This is a genomic window from Methylophilus sp. 13 (assembly GCF_015354335.1).
GTDB lineage: Bacteria > Pseudomonadota > Gammaproteobacteria > Burkholderiales > Methylophilaceae > Methylophilus > Methylophilus glucosoxydans.
Map to the genome: position 1 here is coordinate 661148 of NZ_JADKYR010000002.1, position 17453 is coordinate 678600.

Below are 17453 nucleotides of genomic sequence, written 5' to 3' on the forward strand. Positions count from 1 at the left end.
CGTGAGAAGCATGCTCACACGTTGCCGTATCTGTTATTTACGCAGTTTGGAGGCAAACAAACCTTCAGGTTTCATCATCAAGATTGTGACGATGGCAAGCAGCGTGGACACTTTACCCATGGAGCTGGTCATAAAGAACTGCAGGATAGATTGCGCCTGGGCGATGCCGAAGGCTGAGGCAATCGTCCCTACAATGCTGGCTGCACCGCCAAACACCACCACCATAAAGCTGTCTACGATGTAGAGCGTACCCGTGGTTGGCCCGGTAGAAGCAATCGTGGTAAACGCAGCGCCCGCGATCCCGGCAATGCCGCACCCCAAGGCAAAGGTCACACGGTCGACTTTTGCAGTGTTAATGCCCACTGCACCCGCCATGGTACGGTTCTGCACGGTGGCACGCACACGTAGGCCCCAGCGTGATTTATACATAAACATATATACACCGAGGGTCACCAGCGCAGCCAGGGCCATCACAAAAACACCGTTGATCGGGATATCAATGTCTGGCGTCGGCTTGAAAGAGCCCAACATCCACTCAGGCAACTCGGCACTCACCTCTTTGGCGCCAAAGGTAGAGCGGAAGATCTGCTGCATGACCAGGCTTAGCCCCCAGGTCGCCAGCAAGGTATCCAGTGGCCGCTTGTACAGGTGCCGGATCATGCCGTATTCAACAACATAGCCGACCGCGAATGCCAGCCCGAACGCAATGAGGATGGCAAACAAAAAATAGTAATTGGTGAAGCCGTAAGTGGCAGCCACCTTGGATAGCATGACTGTGGTATAGGCACCGATGGTCATAAACTCACCATGCGCCATGTTAATCACACCCATCTGCCCGAAAATAATCGCGAGACCCAGTGCCATGAGTAGCAACACTGTAAACATGCTCAGGCCGGAAAAGCCTTGCATCACCACAATATTGCCTATATCTGCCATCGAATAACCAAACATATCGGTCTCCTTAAAATGCAACTTCTCAAAATTGCTGACTGCTTGAAATTGTTTACAACTTGAATGCTGTTTGCGCCAAACGGTAGCCGGAGTAACCGGCTACCGCTTAAGCATTTACGACAGGACTAGCTTATTGATAGCCTTTTGGAAATGGATCAGGTTTGATGTAATCAGAGGTGTATACCACTTTGGCCTGGCCATCTTTACCCCACTGACCAATACGCAGCTTGGTGGTCAGGTGGTGGTTGGCTTCCACAGTAACAGGGCCTTCTGGTGCATCTTTGAAAGTGTAGCCTGGCAATGCTGCTTGCACTTTGTCTACATCGAAGCTACCTGCGCGCTCAACGGCTGCCTTGTACAACCATGGACCCAGGTAAGCAGCTTGTGTCACGTCGCCGATCACAGACTTCTCACCCCAGCGTTTTTTGAACGCCTCTACAAATTTCTTGTTAGCCTCATTGTCTTGAGACTGGAAGTATTTCATCGCAGAGTAGAAACCAGCCAGGTTTTCACCGCCGATACCCAACACTTCGTCCTCGGTCACGGAGATCGTCAACATGGTTTGTTTGCTGGAGTTCAAACCAGCAGCGTTCAATTGTTTGAACCAAGCCACGTTACTGCCGCCCACCACCGCTGCGTAGATCACGTCAGGTTTTTTCAGTTTGATTTTGTTGATCACAGAACCGAACTGGGTGTCACCCAAGGCGATGTATTCTTCACCCACCACAGTGCCATGCAAGTGTTGCTCGATGTGTTTACGGGCAATCTTCATGGAAGTACGTGGCCAGATGTAGTCAGAACCAATCAGGTAGAAAGTCTTGGCTTTTTTCTCTTTAGCGATCCAGTCCAACCCTGCCAGAATTTGTTGTGTCGCTTCTTGACCGGTGTAGAACACGTTTTTGGATTGCTCCAGACCTTCGTAGAAGGTTGGGTAGAACAACAAGCCATTGTCTTTTTCAAACACTGGCAAAGCCGCTTTACGTGAAGCAGACGTCCAGCAGCCCATCACAGCAGCCACTTTGTCTTTTTCCAGCAGTTTCTTCGCTTTTTCTGCGAAAGTTGGCCAGTCAGACGCACCGTCTTCCTGGATAATTTCAATCTTGCGGCCCAGAATACCGCCCATGGCGTTGATCTGTTCGATCGCCAGCTTTTCAGCCTGGATAGAACCGGTTTCACTAATCGCCATCGTGCCGGTGGCAGAGTGCAGAATACCTACTTTTACTGTGGAGTCAGTCACTGCCAAGCCAGTCGTATTCACTTTTGCAGTCGGATAATCCGCTGCAAATGCATGACCGCTGATAAGGCCTGCGGCCATCATGGCACCGACCAATGCGCCCTTCATAAAACCGCGTCTGTTTGAGGTACTCATTACTTCTTCTCCTTTATGGATAAATCAATAAAATCAATAATTAAGGGATTGATGTCGCTGATTAATGCCCGACCATCCACGGCCGTGCCGTTTTCTTGGTCTGCATTTGCAAGCCCGGTTTACCTGTATCCTGGTTGACCGGCGGCTTGGTTTTACACGTGTGTGATCCGGTACAGCCACAGCTGGAACGTCTGGCTGTACGCGGCTCGTTAGCAGATTTCTCGTTACGTTCATGCGCAGACCGTTGCATTTTGTCCATGATGGCCAGTTTGGGCGCAGATAAAATCCGTGGACTCTCTGCCCCGCAACAATCGCAGTAGGCAGGCAAACTCGACTCACTCATTTTGCGTAGCGCAGTAAACACGCCACAACTGTCACATTCATATTCGTAAAGAGGCATCTTGGTTTCCTATCAAGTCTGATCAAATAAACTGCACGCGATCAACACTCATTGTTATGTGCAAGTGGACACATCGATGCCTGGCGGCACCATGATCTTCGGTCCATCCGCGTTAGGTCGGATATCAAACTCAAAGATCTCGGTCGGGACCCACAAGGTGGCACAAGCGTTAGGGATATCGACGATGCCACTGATATGCCCCTCTACCGGCGCAGTCCCCAGGATGGATACCGCTTGTTCGCCGCTGTAACCAAATTTTTTCAGGTACTCAATCGCGTTGAGGCAAGCCTGGCGGTAGGCAATATGCACATCCAGGTAATGTTGCTTGCCGGCTTCGTCAACCGAAATGCCTTCAAAAATCATGTAATCACGGTAAGTCGGTGTAATCGGGCTGGGCTGGAACACAGGGTTTTTAATCCCGTATTTCTTTACACCATCCTTGATCAGGCCCACTTTGATATCGAGGTAACCGGCCATTTCAATCGCACCGCAGAAAGTGATTTCACCGTCGCCTTGTGAGAAGTGCAGGTCACCCATGGAGAGACCGCCATCCTTCACATAGACCGGGAAGTACACCCTTGAGCCTTTGGTCAGGTTCTTGATATCGCAGTTACCGCCGTGATCACGTGGTGGCACGGTACGCGCGCCTTCGGCTGCTGCTTTTTTGGCAGCGTCGCCACTCAAACGGCCCATGACGGCAGATTGTGAAGTCGGAGGGCAAGCCAGTGGCGGGACACGATCCGGATCCGTTGCAATCAGGTCGCCTTCACGCTTGTTCCAGGTTTCGAGCAGTTCTTTGGATGGCAGGCAACCAATCAGACCCGGGTGCATAATGCCGGCATACCGCACCTTAGGCACATGACGGGAAGTGGTATACACGCCGTGGAAATCCCAGATGGTTTTGCTCGCTTCAGGGAAGTGGTCGGTCAGAAAGCCCCCACCATTTTCCTTGGCAAACAAACCGTTAAAGCCCCATTGATATTCATCAAAAGTACCCACATCCAGAATATCCACCACCATCAAGTCACCCGGCTCAGCACCTTCCACGCCAATCGGGCCACTCAGGTAGTGCACCTGGGTTAGATCAACGTCACGCACATCATTGGCGCTATCGTTATTACCGATCTGACCACCTGTCCAGTCCATACACTCAACACGGAACTCATCCCCTGGCTTGACCATGGCAATCATCGGCAGGTCGGGGTGCCAGCGGTTATGAATCTGGCCGTCCTGCTCCCATGGTTTTTTATCCAAATCCAACTTCACTATTGTTTTCATTACGCTCATCTCCTTTGTGGGAAAGGGTTATAAGGTGTTGATTAGAACTGCATCTGCAGGGCGACTCGGACGAAATCTTTATTAGAAGCCGTCGCGGTATCTTCTTTGCCGTAGGTGGCTGTCAAAGTCGCGTTGTAAGGTGCAATCACGTAATTGGTGCCCACTTCAAAGCGTTTGCTTGCGCCACCGCCGGTGGTATTGGTAAAAGCTGTCGTTGTCGAGTTGTAGCTTGTCACACCATCGGCGTTAAATTTCTGGTAACGAATGATAGGCATGAATTTGCCCCAGCCTACTTGTTCCTGGAACAGGTAGCCTAAGCCAGCGGAGTATGCATGACCTTGCTCACCTTTAAATACACCATCGGTGCCGTAGTAGTAGTAAGCAGCTTCAGCAGAAAAGGTACCAGGACCCACATCTTTTTTCTCTAACAGGAAGTCCACGCTGTAAGCTTTGTAATCACCCACCACATTGGTAGGGCTGACAACACCATCTTTTTTGTAACGTCCAGCAACCCCGATGGCAAGAATGTCTTTAGCACCAAAGTAGTTGCCTGTACCGTAGTAGCCTGGTTCTGCATCCCAGAAATCGTATTGCACACGACCGGCATACATCAGGTTATCTTTATGTGTTGAAGATTGTGACTGCGCGCCAACCCCACTAAAACGGAAAATCTGGTTACCTTCAAAGGCACCGAATGAAACATTAAGATGATCCTCAAGAAAGCTGGTAACCATAGCCACACCGTCATCACGACCAATCACACCACCGTTCCAGCCATAACGTGAAGCAATGTTGGCCCAGTAGCCACCACCCATGGAGTAGTAAGGACCTGCCATGTTGGCACGGTCACTCGGAGACAGGAAACGACCTGCCCAGATGGCCACTTCAGGGGTTAACTGAAATTGCACGTTGGCATCAATCACTTCAACATTAGAGCCTGCAGAGCCGCCACCTGATTTTTCAGTGTTCAGCATGCCTTTGATATACTTGTTAAAAGAACCAGAGATATAAATACGAGCACTATCCAGAGCGAAGTCGTTTGAACGATCGCTGCCTTGATTCACAGCGTCCTCTTTTGAGTTATAGCTGCTGATAAAGCCAAACCCAAGGCCAATATATTTATCTTCGCCAAAGTTGATTGTTGCACCCGCATTTGCCAGTTGTGCACCCAGGCCACAAGCCATTGCTACCGCAGTATGCAAGGCACATTTTTTCAAGTTCATCATCTAAGTTCCCTTTCTCGTTAAATTCAAATCACAGTTGATCAAAACTTGCGCTCAGCTTAACGAGAGGGGGGTGTAGGACAAATACGTCAATTTGCGTAGTGGCGAGGGCGTGAAAAGCCCGCTAGACTGCGCATAACAAATCACGAACAGGACTCGCAATGCGTCTTTTAACTTACCTATTCATGACCGCTGTATTGGCAGGATGCGGCCAGATTTCTTACAAGCAAGGCGGCAACCAGCAGGACATCGAACGGGCGCATCAAGCCTGCCGTGGCAGCGGCGATCAGCTCTCGGCATGCCTGGCCGAGCATGGTTGGAAAAAACCCAAGCTTGATGCGGTTGATCCTTTATTTGCAACCATAGAGGCTTCGGATAACCGCGGTGGCATGCAAAGCAAGCCCAGTCCTTTTATAGACTTATCCAAAGAGAATGCAGCGAAAGCGCAAGCTGCAGCTGTTGCAAAAAAACCACAAGCAAGCCCGGCAGCAACCAGTGGTGCCTCTGCCCCAGCCAGCTCGGCACCGTTAACGCCAGCGGACGACGCACCTGAATCAGCCCCTGCTGCACCACACAGCACCGTGAATGACGGTCCCGATGTCGCGTATTCGATCAATTCATGGTGGAAAATGGGGGCTTTCCCCAACCAGCTATCTCGTGACCAAGCCAGCTGCGAGAAAAAGCTGGGAGAAAACTACCTGCCTGATTACAAGACACAGACTTTTAAACGTGCGTTTGTCTCCTGTATGCATGACTTGGGCTGGATGGCCGTACGAAATGTGAAGTAAAAAATTGCTTGCCAGTCGCCGTCCGTCAATCGGATGGCGCTATTGGCAGGCACGCGAGGCTGTCAATAGAGACCACTTTACACTCGCGCCAAGACAGAAGCATCACAAGCCAGTAATTAACAAGCTATTGATTTAACCATCTCATCTGCCCAGGTGCCCTGACCTGAGCCTGTTGATCCGCCCCATGCCATTAGTTCTCTCAAAAATCATTCATCATAAAACCCAGGCAATGACTGTCAGCACCCTCTGACAACGCTATCAGAATAATCAGACTGCTCTGCGGGGCATAGCCTTTCTAAAATCCGCCTATGCAAATCAATCTGCATTTTTCTGAAACAGATAGAAAGAAGGTAACCATGCTCAGAATACTGATGGCAGGTGCATTATGTTGGACAATTGCCCTGGCCACGACCGCAGAAGCCGGTGTCGCGGTCAGCGTGGGGCAACCCGGCTTTTACGGCCAGATAGTCCTCGGTGATGCTTATCCAGTGCCGCAAGTGGTCTACCCGCAACCCGTGATTATCCAGCCACCACCGGTGGCCGTGGTGCAGCCCCCCATGTATCTGCATGTACCGCCCGGCCATATGAAGCGCTGGGCACGCTATTGCGGCGGCTATGGCGCTTGTGGTCGTCAGGTCTATTTTGTCCAGGATGGCTGGTATCAGAATGTTTATGTGCCACATTACCGGGCACATCCTGGTCCACCTGGGCCTGGTCCCGGTTGGGATCACTGGCATGATGGCCCACCAGGGCCAGGAGGCAGACCTGGCGGCCCGGGACGTGGCCATGGTCACGGCAGGGATTAATCTGAAACCATTCAATACCGTGAGCCTGATGACAGACCGGATACTGTAAGCACAATGTCAGCCAAACCGATTATGATGCTTTATCCTTTATCAGGCTCAGCACATTGCTGTGCCGCGATGAAGGATAAAGCACGCATGCGTAACAAGCGGCGCTGCCCCACCCAACATCACAACGGATTGCAGTGACTGGCTTCAAGCGGTAACTATTAAGGTTCAGCTTCATGCAACCGGTTCTGCGCCTTGTGTTGCATAGGATCCAATAAGTTGCACAACATATTTACCCCACTGCCCCATGCCCTTGCTAACGTCAGTATTGCCTGCCCGCCATATGAATATCCCCCCATTATCCCGATCTCCCTGCCAACGCCTTCCGGCAGTGATTGATCCTCCAAAATTGAGGTTGAATTCCGGGTTTTATTCTGCTTTTCGAGCCGGATTTAGTTTATAAAATGCGATAGCCAGTTGGAACTTTGCCAGAGACTAGCACTCTCATACATTGAGTGCTAAAATTGTTTTAAATCTCTTTTGATACCAAGGAGTTTGTTATCAACGCTTTTACATTACCTGTCGTTGCATCGGCAGACAGCCTGGATAAATACCTGCAGACCATCAAGCAGTTTCCGGTGCTGACCGCTGAAGAAGAATACGGTTATGCGACCCGCCTGAAACAAAGCGGGGACCTTGAGGCTGCGCGTGCGCTAATTGTGTCGCACTTGCGTCTGGTCGCCAGCATTGCCCGTGGTTACAGCGGTTATGGCCTGCCCCAATCAGACCTGATCCAAGAGGGTAATATTGGCTTGATGAAAGCAGTTAAACGCTTTGATCCCGATCGCGGTGTGCGTCTGGTTTCTTTTGCCATGCACTGGATCAAGGCTGAGATTCATGAGTATATTGTGCGCAACTGGCGTTTGGTCAAGACCGCCACCACCAAAGCGCAACGCAAGCTGTTCTTTAACTTGCGCAGCATGAAAAATGGATTTGAGACCTTAAGCCAGGAAGATGTTCAACGCATTGCGACTGAACTGAATGTAAAGCCAGAAGACGTGACCGAGATGGAATACCGCCTCAATGGTCAGGAAATCTCTCTGGATGCGCAAGTGGACGAGGATGGCGAAGAAGTGTACAGCCCAATCGCGTTTCTGGAAGATGAAGGTCCTGAACCTTCTACCTTGCTGGAAAACCTGCAGACTGAGCACATGCAGACAGAAGGCCTGAGCATGGCTTTGCAGCAGCTGGATGAGCGTAGTCGTCGTGTACTGCAAGCCCGCTGGCTGACCGAGGGCAATACGGCGACCTTGCATGATCTGGCCGCAGAATTTAGTGTTTCGGCTGAACGTATCCGCCAGATTGAGCAAAAGGCGATGCAAAAGATCAAAACCTATATGCTGGAAAGCAAATAAAAAAACGGGTGACTGGCACCCGTTTTTTTATGTTCGTGCTTCAGAGTTCATACCTCTTCCCCCGAAAATCTTGTCCTCAATCACCGCTTAGGCAGCTTTCACGACGACCTCTTCATGCATCAACGCCGTCATGGCTTTGGCATGCAAATGATCCAGATCTGCCAACTGCTGCCGAATAGAGAGTTCCACCTGCTCCAGGTCCGCAATACGCTCTTCCAGGGTATCGGTGGCCTGATAAATACGTTTGATACTTTCGACCCGGCGCTTGAGTTGCACATGATGCTCACGCATCTGGCTTTCCATAGGCGCCATCACGGCTTTAAGCCAGCTTTCCGTATCGCGGTTAGCGGCTTCATACTCGATAATGACATGGCTGGCCAGGGTCTCAAAGAATTTACTGGTCAGCGTCAGCTTTTCATGCGCAATCATGTTAAAGGTGGTATTGAACTGATCGCGGTAAATCGCTTCGAGTTTATTCAGGGCCTTGAGGTAACGTGAAGTGGAAAATGGGGGGGGCGACTTTTGCAACAGTCCATGTTCTTTGGAGAATTTTTCATACATGGCTTCCATCATTTTCTTGATCTCAAGCACATGCACGTCTGCATCCATCATCCGGCGCTTGAGGTCACTGAAAAAGTCATCCATGGCCTGACGCATGGTTTTAGTAAACGCCGCTTTCATCATGGTCTCACGCGTTTCACGCACCTTGTTCTTGAGTGCTGGCATGCCGAGATGGTGAAATAACTGGTTGGATTGCACGGAAAACACACTACGCAAAGCCTGGTAACGTTGCAAGCCGACTTCAAAATTAACCTTGTCCTGTTTCACCTTGCGCATCATCTGCGCAATCACGTCTTCATTTTTGCCTTGCAAGCAACGCAACTCGTCCGACTGGTCTAGCACACTTTGCAGTCGGGTTTCCAGGGTCACCCGCGTTTGCTGCATCATGTCGTCAATCTCACCCTGCAGGCTCTCGCGCACAATTTCCTGCTTGGCCGGGATCAACTCATCCGAGAGATTTTTCTCCAGCTGCAGCAAGCGGCTCTTTTGCAGCAAGGCCACATCGCCTTTGACCTTGGCCAGCAAGCCTTTTTGGGCAGAGGTTGGCAAGATCTGGTCGCGAGACAAGCCCAGTAACTCAGCAGTATGTTGCAATTGACGATAAAGCTCTGCCTCCACCTCATCATCTGTCTTGAGCGGATCCCACAAGCCATCAATCTTGTTGAGCACCGCCATGCGGCCTTTTTGCTTCCAGCGCGCGCCACTAATATAACGGCGCCAGACTTCCATCTCGGACTTGGTAACACCGGTATCCGCGCCGAGAATAAACAGCACGGCATGCGCATTCGGCAGCATGCTCATGGTTAACTCAGGCTCGGCACCGATGGCATTGAGGCCGGGCGTATCAAGGATTACCAAGCCCTGCTTGAGCAAGGGATGCGGGAAATTAATCATGGCATAGCGCCAGCATGGAATCTCCATCAGGCCATCTGCGCCGATCAACATGGCATCATCAGAATTGTCCGGATGATACAAACCCAGCGACTGCGCCTCTTGCACTGTCACGCGACGGGTACGACTGACCTCCTTGAAGGCTTCAACCATGCTGTCGCGCGAATGGGCATCGAACTCCACCACAGACCAGGCTTGCGGCATGCGGCGATATTCAGTAATGGAAATCTGGTGGGTATTGGTTTCAATCGGCAGCAGTGACAGGCTAACGGGTTTGCCGGTGTCATAACGCAGCTCGGTGGGACACATGGTGGTACGGCCTGCACCGGATGGCAACAACCGGTGACCATACCCTGAAAAGAAAATGGCATTGATAAGTTCTGACTTGCCGCGCGAGAACTCGGCAACAAAAGCGACATTGAGCTTGTCTTCACGCAAGCGGTTGAGTTGCTGCTGTATGCGCTCATCTAACTGCACATCACTGAGCTGCTTGTCCGCAATCCAGCGTCGATACTCTCCCAGTACATCAGCAATCGATTGACGCCAGCGTGTATACAAATCAAATTGTTGTGCCAGTCGGTTATTTTCCATAGGACCTGCTGCAATTTTATTAAGGTGACCTACTTGTTGTTATTTTTCTATAATCTAACATGAATTGTTAAAAGATCAAATAAATCATGCAAGTACAGCTATTAATTCACAAATAAAATGAATTATCAACCCTAACATGAAACATTTGCTTGCCATGCGGTAGATGCGTGCATCTGCTATCATGCGCAATATTCAAGTTAACGGCCCCAAACACGGTTTTCTTCAATCATATGAGCGGTCTACATCCTGATTGCCCCATCCCTACCCTGATCCAACTGCATCAGGGCTCGCGCTTGCTGGAAATTCATTTCGATAACCAGACGGAATGCATGCTGTCATGCGAGTTTTTACGTGTGTACTCGCCCTCTGCCGAGGTCCGCGGGCATGGCGCAGGCCAGGAAGTGCTGCAACTGGACAAGCAGGATGTGAATATCAGCGCCATTGAACCGGTTGGCCGCTATGCAATCAAATTAATCTTTGATGATGGTCATGATACCGGGCTGTATTCATGGGATTATCTGTATTATCTGGCACAACATTATGAAAGCCTGTGGCAAGACTACATCGCCAAACTCACCATGGCAGGCCATACGCGCAAGGAACCCAAACATGCAATCCAACACTGAGCAGCAAAAAACCACCCACTTTGGCTTTGAAACCGTCGATGAACGGGAAAAACAGAAAAAAGTGGGCGAAGTCTTTCATTCGGTGGCGCAAAAATACGACATCATGAATGACGTCATGTCTGCGGGCATGCATCGGCTGTGGAAACGCTTTGCCGTGGATGTCAGCGGCGTTGGGCAGGGTGACAAAGTACTCGATATTGCCGGCGGCAGCGGCGACCTGTCGCGCCTGTTTGCCAAAAAAGTGGCGACCCAGTCTCCCAGCAATCCCGGCACGGTCATTTTGACCGACATTAACGCCTCCATGCTGGGCGTGGGCCGAGACCGCATGATTGATGCCGGCCTGACCATTCCGGCCACCCAATGTAATGCCGAAGGACTGCCGTTTGCTGATGAAACCTTTGACTGTGTCATTGTGGCGTTTGGCCTGCGCAACATGACACATAAAGACGTTGCGCTCAAAGAAATGCAACGTGTGCTCAAGCGTGGCGGACGCCTGCTGGTACTTGAGTTTTCCAAGGTTTGGCAACCACTGGAGAAACTTTATGACACCTACTCTTTCAAACTGCTGCCTAAGTTTGGTAAATGGATCGCCAACGATGAGCCCAGCTATCGCTATCTGGCAGAAAGCATCCGCATGCACCCTGACCAGGAAACCTTGAAACAGATGATGCATGCAGCAGGCTTTGAAAAAGTCGATTACTACAACCTGACTGCAGGCGTGGTCGCGCTGCACAAAGGCATCAAACTCTAACCCCATGTTCAAGCCCTTGATTCAATTCGTGCTGCAGCACTTGATGCAGCAAAACCGCTGGACCGCTCCCAGGTTACAGCCGTATGCGCACAGTCATCTTTGTCTAGACTTTAAAGTGGCCCGTGTCATGCTGACAGTGTTAAGCAATGGTGAGCTGGCAGTTGCAGGCGATACCGCCATGGCAGATGCCACCATTCACTTGCCGCCCAGCCTGGCCATGCGGCTACTGAGGCAAGATCCGCAGGCGCATAGCCTGATTAAAATTGATGGCGACAGTGCGCTAGGCATGGAAGTCGGCAAGATTCTGGCGGCCATCCGCTGGGATGTCGAAGAAGACTTGAGTAAAGTGGTCGGCGATGTGGCGGCTTTTGAAGTCGTCCAACTCGGTCAGCAAACCATGCAGCGCTTGCAGGGCCAGGCCAAAAACCTGGGAGAAATGCTGGTGGAATACTGGCAAGAAGAGCAGCCGTTACTGGCAAAAAAAGCCCGCATCACGCAATTTAACCAGGCCGTCGACCAGCTCAGGGAAGACACAGACCGCTTGCAGCAACGCGTAGAAAAACTGTTAGCTGCCAACGCCACCGCAGAAAGTCAGCCCTGATGCACTGGATACGCTTTTTTCACATTATCGGCATGCTGATCTGGTATCGGCTGGATATTTTCTTTGTCCGTGACAATCAACCAGGCCTGGGCTCGCGACTACTCAACGGGTTGTTATTCTGGCGCCATGCGCCGGAGAAACGGGCCGTCCGCTTGCGGCTGGCGCTCGAAAAACTCGGCCCGATTTTTGTCAAGTTTGGCCAGATGCTGTCTACACGCCGCGACTTGCTGCCGCCGGATGTGGCCGATGAACTGACCAAACTGCAGGACCAGGTACCGCCATTTGCCTACGCTGAAGTGGAGCGTATTATTGAGCAGGCCTTTGACGCCCCGCTGACGACGGTCTACGCCGAGTTTAACGCGGTTCCAGTCGCGAGCGCTTCGGTGGCCCAGGTGCACTTTGCCAAACTGCATAGTGGCGAACAGGTAGCTGTTAAAGTGTTGCGTCCCAATATTGCCGCCATTATTCATAGAGACATCGCCTTACTCCGCACGCTGGCCTGGTGGGTCAAAAAACTCTCCCGTGAAGGGCGCCGTCTCAAGCCGGATGAAATGGTGGATGAATTTGCCCGCCACACCGAGCACGAACTGGACCTGACCCTGGAAGCTGCACAGTGCGCACAGCTTGGCCGCAACTTCAGTGACCGTCGCCTGCTGGTGCCTACGGTTTACTGGGACTATTCACGCAAGCAAGTGATGACCATGCAGCGTATGTTTGGCACGCCTGTCCGCGAAACCGCCACGTTGCAGGCCTATGGCATCAACCTGACCCAATTGGCTCACGAAGGCGTAGAGGTATTTTTTACGCAGGTATTCCGTGATGGTTTTTTTCATGCCGACATGCATCCGGGCAATATCCAGGTGGTGACAGAGGGGCCGGATAAAGGCAAATTCATTGCACTGGATTTTGGCATCATGGGTAGCCTCACGCCTACCGACCAGTATTATCTGGCGCGGAACTTCCTCGCTTTTTTCAACCGTGACTACCGGGATGTGGCAGTGGCGCATATTGAGTCTGGCTGGGTGCCGGCAGATACCAATGTAGAAGCCCTCGAAACAGCCGTGCGCGCCATCTGCGAGCCGATCTTTGAAAAGCCACTCAAGGAAATTTCATTTGGCCGCACCCTGCTTAGCCTGTTTCAGATGTCACGCCGCTTTGGCGTGAATATTCAGCCGCAACTGATTATGTTGCAAAAAACCCTGCTCAATATTGAAGGCCTGGGCCGTGAACTGGACCCGAATATCGACTTGTGGCAAAGCGCGAAACCATTTCTCAAGCGCTGGATGAGCGAGCAGATCGGCTGGCGCAGCCTGCTTAAATCTGCAAAACGTGAGCTCCCCTATGTACTTGCCCATGCTGCAGAAATGCCGCGCCTGCTGGAGCAATATCTGCGCAATCAAAGCGAACTGGCCAAACAGCAAACCCATATTGATACCTTGCTAAACAGCCAGCACAAGCAAGCCACCTGGCAAAAATGGGCGACGATGGCCATTCTCGTGCTGGTATTGCTACAATTTGCCAGCTTGTTTTTACTGTTCACTCACTAAAGGAGTACTTGATGGCATCCCCCAAGAAGCTACTTGTTGCAGTATTGATGATGTTACCCATGGCCTTGCAGGCGGCTGACTTGAGCGGTCTATGGCAAACGACGGACGATAAAACCGGCAAACCTCGCTCACTGGTTCGCATTGCCGAATCCGGCGGGGAATACCATGCCGTTGTCGAAAAAGGCTTGCTAGCCACAGACACCGGCGATGCTGTGTGTGACAAATGTACCGACGAGCGTAGAGGGCAAAAAATCATAGGCATGACCATCGCCAAACACCTCAAAGCCGGTAGCAAGCCCCATGTGTATGAAAATGGCGAGATTCTGGACCCGGAAAACGGCAAAACCTACCAATGCAAAATGACACTGAGCCCCAACGGCAACGAACTGGAGGTGCGTGGCTTTATCGGGATTTCACTGATTGGTCGTTCGCAAACCTGGAAACGGGTGGAATAGTGGCAATCAAACGTGCAGATTTGTAAAAAAGGCCTGATTTTCGGGCCTTTTTTACTACAGCCAGATTGAGAACCCCTGTGTAGGCCAGGTTTTGTTTTAAAATCGGCGTTTTGCAACTGACTCAAGGGAAACGGACTGTGCTGATCTGGTTTGTGGTGGCGTACTTACTTGTCTCTATCGGGATAGGCCTGTTCGCTGCCAGGAATGTACATAGCACCAAGGATTATGCAGTCGCTGGCCGCCACCTGCCCTTGCCGGTGGTGACCGCCACCGTATTTGCCACCTGGTTTGGCGCAGAAGCGGTCTTTGGCGTGTCCGCCACCTTTGTGCGTGAAGGCTTGACCGGGGTGGCCGCAGACCCGTTTGGCTCCAGCATGTGCCTGATTCTGGCCGGGATTTTTTTCTCCAGCCGCCTGTATAAACTCAACATTCTGACCTTGGGCGACTTTTACCGCATGCGCTACAACCGTAGCGTAGAGGTGCTGACCACCCTGGCCATCGTCGTCTCCTACATGGGCTGGGTAGCGGCACAGATCAAAGCCCTGGGCCTGATCTTTAACCTGATCAGTCATGGCGCCATTTCAGAGCAGGCAGGCATGATGCTGGGGACGGCCATTGTCCTCACCTACACCACACTCGGCGGGATGTTATCTGTGGCTATCCTTGATTTTGTGCAGATGATCGTGGTCATTGGCGGCCTGCTGTTTATCGCTTATCTGGTTTCCGGCCAGACCGGCGGCATTGCGCCAGTCATTGCCCATGCGCGTGACGCGGGCAAGCTGCACTTTTTCCCGCAAAGCACAGACTGGAGCGTATGGCTGACCTTTATGGGAGGCTGGCTGACCATGATGCTGGGCTCTATCCCGCAACAAGATGTGTTTCAACGCATCACCTCGGCAAAAACCGGGAAAATCGCCTTGTGGGGCTCGCTACTGGGTGCCAGCATTTACTTCTGTTTCACCTTTGTGCCCATGTTTATTGCCTATGCCGCAACACTCATAGACCCGGCGACTTTTGGCACCTTGGTCGCCACTGACTCGCAACGCGTGCTGCCGACGCTGGTGTTAACGCATACCCCCCTGCTGGCGCAGGCCATCTTCTTTGGGGCAGTGCTGTCTGCCATCATGAGCTGCTCGTCTGCCACCTTGCTCGCCCCCTCAGTCAGCTTTGCCGAAAACGTGGTCAAGGGCTTTATGCCACAGATGAGCGATCATCACTTCTTGCGCGTCATGCGCTTGTGCCTGGTCGGCTTTGCGGCCATGGTGCTGTTTTATGCCCTTAACTCTGAACTGTCTATTTTTGGCATGGTAGAAAGCGCTTACAAGGTAACGCTGGCCGGGGCCTTTGTGCCGCTGCTGTTTGGTGCGTTTTGGAAGCGTGCCACCAGCCAGGGGGCGCTGGCTGCCATTTTACTGGGCATTACCAGCTGGATCCTGATAGAGGTGATGGTCAAGGACAGCCTGATTCCGGCACAATTGATCGGTCTCATGGTCAGTACCGTCGCCATGGTCATCGGCTCCCTGTTGCCACAAAAACTGGGCGGCACGCCTGCCCCTGCCGCTGGCTACTTACATGAACATGCTGCCAGATCCCATCCGCACTAGCCTCGCCATACACCATGGTGAATCATTCATGCCAATTGTATGAATACGGCATTAAAAAGCGGACTATTCAGCCGAACAGTAGAATGGGGATTTTGTGATAATCCACAGTTATCTCAGCCTTTGGCTGTTCAAGCATCTTCAGGTCATTGGTCGTTATGGTCGTAAACAAGCGTTTCTATACCGTTATTCTCAGCGCGATCGTGCTGGCGGGGTTTGTGGCGACCAGCCTGATCGGCTATTTCGTGGCCAAGGACTCGCTGACTGAGCGCTTGGAGCAGGAAATGCTGCCGCTGACCAGCGACAATATCTACTCTGAAATCCAGCGCGACCTGCTGCAACCCTTGCTGATCTCTTCGCTGATGGCGAATGACGTATTTGTGTTTGACTGGGTCAATGATGGTGAGCAGGATGCCAGCAAAATGACCAGTTACCTGGCACAAATCCAGAAAAAATATAACACCATCACGGCATTCTTTGTCTCTGACAGTTCGCTGAACTACTACCACCCCACCGGCGTGATCAAGCGGGTTTCAAGAAGTAATCCGGACGACAGCTGGTATTTCACGGCCAAAGATTCACCGCATCCTTATGTCATCAATATTGACCGCGATACCGCTGATCACAAACGCCTCAGCATTTTCGTCAATTACCGTATCGAAGATAAATCCGGCAAATTTATTGGTGTGATCGGTGTCGGCCTGTCGTTGCAGACGGTGGTCGAACTGATAGAAAACTACCAGAAACGCTATGGGCGCGAAATTTATTTCGTCAATCGCCAGGGCGAGGTAATGCTGCAAAGCAGTCATTACCACTCAGAGTTACACTTGCAAAACAAGTCTGGCCTGGACAAAGCGTTTTTGAAAGTGCTGACCTCGCCCAGCGCATCATTCTCATTCAAAGCCAACAATGGCAGCATGCTTTATCTCAATAGCCGTCTGGTGCCGGAGTTTGACTGGTATCTGATTGTGGAGCAAGTGAACGACCCAAGCTCCGAGCGTATTGAAACCGCGTTTATGATTAACCTGGCCGTGGCGCTGGTGATTAGTGCTATTGTGTTGTTCCTCGCGCATGTCGCAGTACGCGGTTACCACGACAAACTGGAGACCATGGCCACGCAGGATAAACTGACCGGGGTCACCAGTCGCCAGGTATTTGAGTTTTACTTCAAGCAGGCCGTGGCCCGCCGTAAGCGCCGCGATGAAGCCTTGTCACTGGTTCTGATTGATATTGACCTGTTCAAGCAGGTGAATGACACCTATGGCCACGAAGCAGGTGACCGTGTGCTGTCTCGTGTGGCACAACTGATCAAATCGCATGTGCGCGAAGAGGATGTGGTGTGCCGTTGGGGCGGTGAGGAGTTTTTACTGTTGCTGTCGGGATGCAATATGCAGCATGCACGCGACATCACCGAGTTGATCCGTTCCGCGGTGGCCGGATTGCAGTTTCACTTTAGCAACCAGGTGGTGCATATCACGGTGAGTGCTGGCGTGGCCGAGATGCACAATGATGAAACGCTGGGACAAGTGGTTGAACGGGCTGACCATCATTTGTATGCCGCCAAACGCGCCGGGCGCAACTGCATCCGGCCAGATACGGATGAAGCCTAAGGCT

The 17453-nt window shown here is 51.7% G+C and carries 16 protein-coding genes; 10 read left to right on the plus strand and 6 right to left on the minus strand.

Going from position 1 to position 17453, the window contains the following annotated elements; translation table 11 throughout:
* Nucleotides 1-33 precede the first annotated feature (33 nt).
* The 5 genes from urtB to INP77_RS07455 all read right to left on the minus strand — a co-directional run bounded on the left by urtB (nucleotide 34) and on the right by INP77_RS07455 (nucleotide 5224).
* Nucleotides 34-951, minus strand: a complete 918-nt coding sequence (gene urtB / locus INP77_RS07435; RefSeq protein ID WP_194748369.1) for an urea ABC transporter permease subunit UrtB — start codon at nucleotides 949-951, stop codon at nucleotides 34-36.
* A 130-nt stretch (nucleotides 952-1081) separates the two neighbouring features.
* Nucleotides 1082-2320, minus strand: coding sequence for an urea ABC transporter substrate-binding protein (urtA, locus tag INP77_RS07440; protein WP_194748370.1), 1239 nt, complete (start codon nucleotides 2318-2320; stop codon nucleotides 1082-1084).
* Between the two features lie 61 nt (nucleotides 2321-2381).
* A complete protein-coding gene (locus INP77_RS07445; RefSeq protein WP_194748371.1) occupies nucleotides 2382-2720 on the minus strand; it encodes an FmdB family zinc ribbon protein in 339 nt (112 codons plus the stop codon).
* A gap of 54 nt (nucleotides 2721-2774) precedes the next feature.
* Nucleotides 2775-3998, minus strand: coding sequence for a formamidase (gene fmdA, locus INP77_RS07450; protein WP_194748372.1), 1224 nt, complete (start codon nucleotides 3996-3998; stop codon nucleotides 2775-2777).
* A 41-nt stretch (nucleotides 3999-4039) separates the two neighbouring features.
* On the minus strand, nucleotides 4040-5224 hold the full coding sequence (locus INP77_RS07455; protein ID WP_194748373.1) for a porin: 1185 nt from the start codon (nucleotides 5222-5224) through the stop codon (nucleotides 4040-4042).
* Between the two features lie 158 nt (nucleotides 5225-5382).
* Between INP77_RS07455 and INP77_RS07460 the strand changes: the two genes are divergently transcribed.
* The 3 genes from INP77_RS07460 to rpoH all read left to right on the plus strand — a co-directional run bounded on the left by INP77_RS07460 (nucleotide 5383) and on the right by rpoH (nucleotide 8215).
* Complete coding sequence (locus INP77_RS07460) at nucleotides 5383-6009, plus strand: hypothetical protein (protein WP_194748374.1); 627 nt, start codon at nucleotides 5383-5385, stop codon at nucleotides 6007-6009.
* A 356-nt stretch (nucleotides 6010-6365) separates the two neighbouring features.
* Nucleotides 6366-6815 carry a hypothetical protein gene (locus INP77_RS07465; RefSeq protein WP_194748375.1) on the plus strand — a complete coding sequence of 150 codons (450 nt, stop codon included), beginning with the start codon at nucleotides 6366-6368 and terminating at the stop codon, nucleotides 6813-6815.
* A 545-nt stretch (nucleotides 6816-7360) separates the two neighbouring features.
* Nucleotides 7361-8215, plus strand: coding sequence for an RNA polymerase sigma factor RpoH (gene rpoH / locus INP77_RS07470; protein WP_194748485.1), 855 nt, complete (start codon nucleotides 7361-7363; stop codon nucleotides 8213-8215).
* Between the two features lie 87 nt (nucleotides 8216-8302).
* Here the strand turns inward: rpoH and INP77_RS07475 are convergent, their stop codons facing one another.
* On the minus strand, nucleotides 8303-10258 hold the full coding sequence (locus INP77_RS07475) for a dynamin family protein (protein WP_194748376.1): 1956 nt from the start codon (nucleotides 10256-10258) through the stop codon (nucleotides 8303-8305).
* 230 nt (nucleotides 10259-10488) lie between these two features.
* Here INP77_RS07475 and INP77_RS07480 point away from each other — a divergent pair, with 230 nt between their 5' ends.
* From INP77_RS07480 to INP77_RS07510, 7 genes are all read left to right on the plus strand, one after another.
* The gene (locus tag INP77_RS07480) at nucleotides 10489-10884 is read left to right on the plus strand and encodes a gamma-butyrobetaine hydroxylase-like domain-containing protein (protein WP_194748377.1); all 396 of its coding nucleotides are present in this window, start codon (nucleotides 10489-10491) and stop codon (nucleotides 10882-10884) included.
* Nucleotides 10868-11635 carry a bifunctional demethylmenaquinone methyltransferase/2-methoxy-6-polyprenyl-1,4-benzoquinol methylase UbiE gene (gene ubiE, locus INP77_RS07485; RefSeq protein ID WP_194748378.1) on the plus strand — a complete coding sequence of 256 codons (768 nt, stop codon included), beginning with the start codon at nucleotides 10868-10870 and terminating at the stop codon, nucleotides 11633-11635. The genes INP77_RS07480 and ubiE overlap by 17 nt, the downstream gene beginning before the upstream one ends.
* A 4-nt stretch (nucleotides 11636-11639) precedes the next feature.
* Nucleotides 11640-12236: an SCP2 domain-containing protein gene (locus INP77_RS07490; protein ID WP_194748379.1), complete on the plus strand. Its 597-nt coding sequence runs from the start codon at nucleotides 11640-11642 to the stop codon at nucleotides 12234-12236.
* Nucleotides 12236-13783, plus strand: a complete 1548-nt coding sequence (gene ubiB / locus INP77_RS07495) for a ubiquinone biosynthesis regulatory protein kinase UbiB (protein ID WP_194748380.1) — start codon at nucleotides 12236-12238, stop codon at nucleotides 13781-13783. The genes INP77_RS07490 and ubiB overlap by 1 nt, the downstream gene beginning before the upstream one ends.
* Before the next feature lie 11 nt (nucleotides 13784-13794).
* Entirely contained in the window at nucleotides 13795-14238 is a 444-nt protein-coding gene (locus INP77_RS07500) for a DUF2147 domain-containing protein (protein WP_194748381.1), read from the plus strand.
* A 137-nt stretch (nucleotides 14239-14375) separates the two neighbouring features.
* Nucleotides 14376-15842: a sodium:solute symporter family protein gene (locus INP77_RS07505; RefSeq protein ID WP_194748382.1), complete on the plus strand. Its 1467-nt coding sequence runs from the start codon at nucleotides 14376-14378 to the stop codon at nucleotides 15840-15842.
* 155 nt (nucleotides 15843-15997) lie between these two features.
* Nucleotides 15998-17449, plus strand: a complete 1452-nt coding sequence (locus INP77_RS07510) for a sensor domain-containing diguanylate cyclase (protein ID WP_194748383.1) — start codon at nucleotides 15998-16000, stop codon at nucleotides 17447-17449.
* Nucleotides 17450-17453: the final 4 nt, after the last annotated feature.

Coding starts and splice junctions, on each gene's coding strand:
- urtB (WP_194748369.1), bottom strand. CDS start 951: ATGTTTGGTTATTCGATGGCAGATATAGGCAATATTGTGGTGATGCAA.
- urtA (WP_194748370.1), bottom strand. CDS start 2,320: ATGAGTACCTCAAACAGACGCGGTTTTATGAAGGGCGCATTGGTCGGT.
- INP77_RS07445 (WP_194748371.1), bottom strand. CDS start 2,720: ATGCCTCTTTACGAATATGAATGTGACAGTTGTGGCGTGTTTACTGCG.
- fmdA (WP_194748372.1), bottom strand. CDS start 3,998: ATGAAAACAATAGTGAAGTTGGATTTGGATAAAAAACCATGGGAGCAG.
- INP77_RS07455 (WP_194748373.1), bottom strand. CDS start 5,224: ATGATGAACTTGAAAAAATGTGCCTTGCATACTGCGGTAGCAATGGCT.
- INP77_RS07460 (WP_194748374.1), top strand. CDS start 5,383: ATGCGTCTTTTAACTTACCTATTCATGACCGCTGTATTGGCAGGATGC.
- INP77_RS07465 (WP_194748375.1), top strand. CDS start 6,366: ATGCTCAGAATACTGATGGCAGGTGCATTATGTTGGACAATTGCCCTG.
- INP77_RS07475 (WP_194748376.1), bottom strand. CDS start 10,258: ATGGAAAATAACCGACTGGCACAACAATTTGATTTGTATACACGCTGG.
- INP77_RS07480 (WP_194748377.1), top strand. CDS start 10,489: ATGAGCGGTCTACATCCTGATTGCCCCATCCCTACCCTGATCCAACTG.
- ubiE (WP_194748378.1), top strand. CDS start 10,868: ATGCAATCCAACACTGAGCAGCAAAAAACCACCCACTTTGGCTTTGAA.
- INP77_RS07490 (WP_194748379.1), top strand. CDS start 11,640: ATGTTCAAGCCCTTGATTCAATTCGTGCTGCAGCACTTGATGCAGCAA.
- ubiB (WP_194748380.1), top strand. CDS start 12,236: ATGCACTGGATACGCTTTTTTCACATTATCGGCATGCTGATCTGGTAT.
- INP77_RS07500 (WP_194748381.1), top strand. CDS start 13,795: ATGGCATCCCCCAAGAAGCTACTTGTTGCAGTATTGATGATGTTACCC.
- INP77_RS07510 (WP_194748383.1), top strand. CDS start 15,998: ATGGTCGTAAACAAGCGTTTCTATACCGTTATTCTCAGCGCGATCGTG.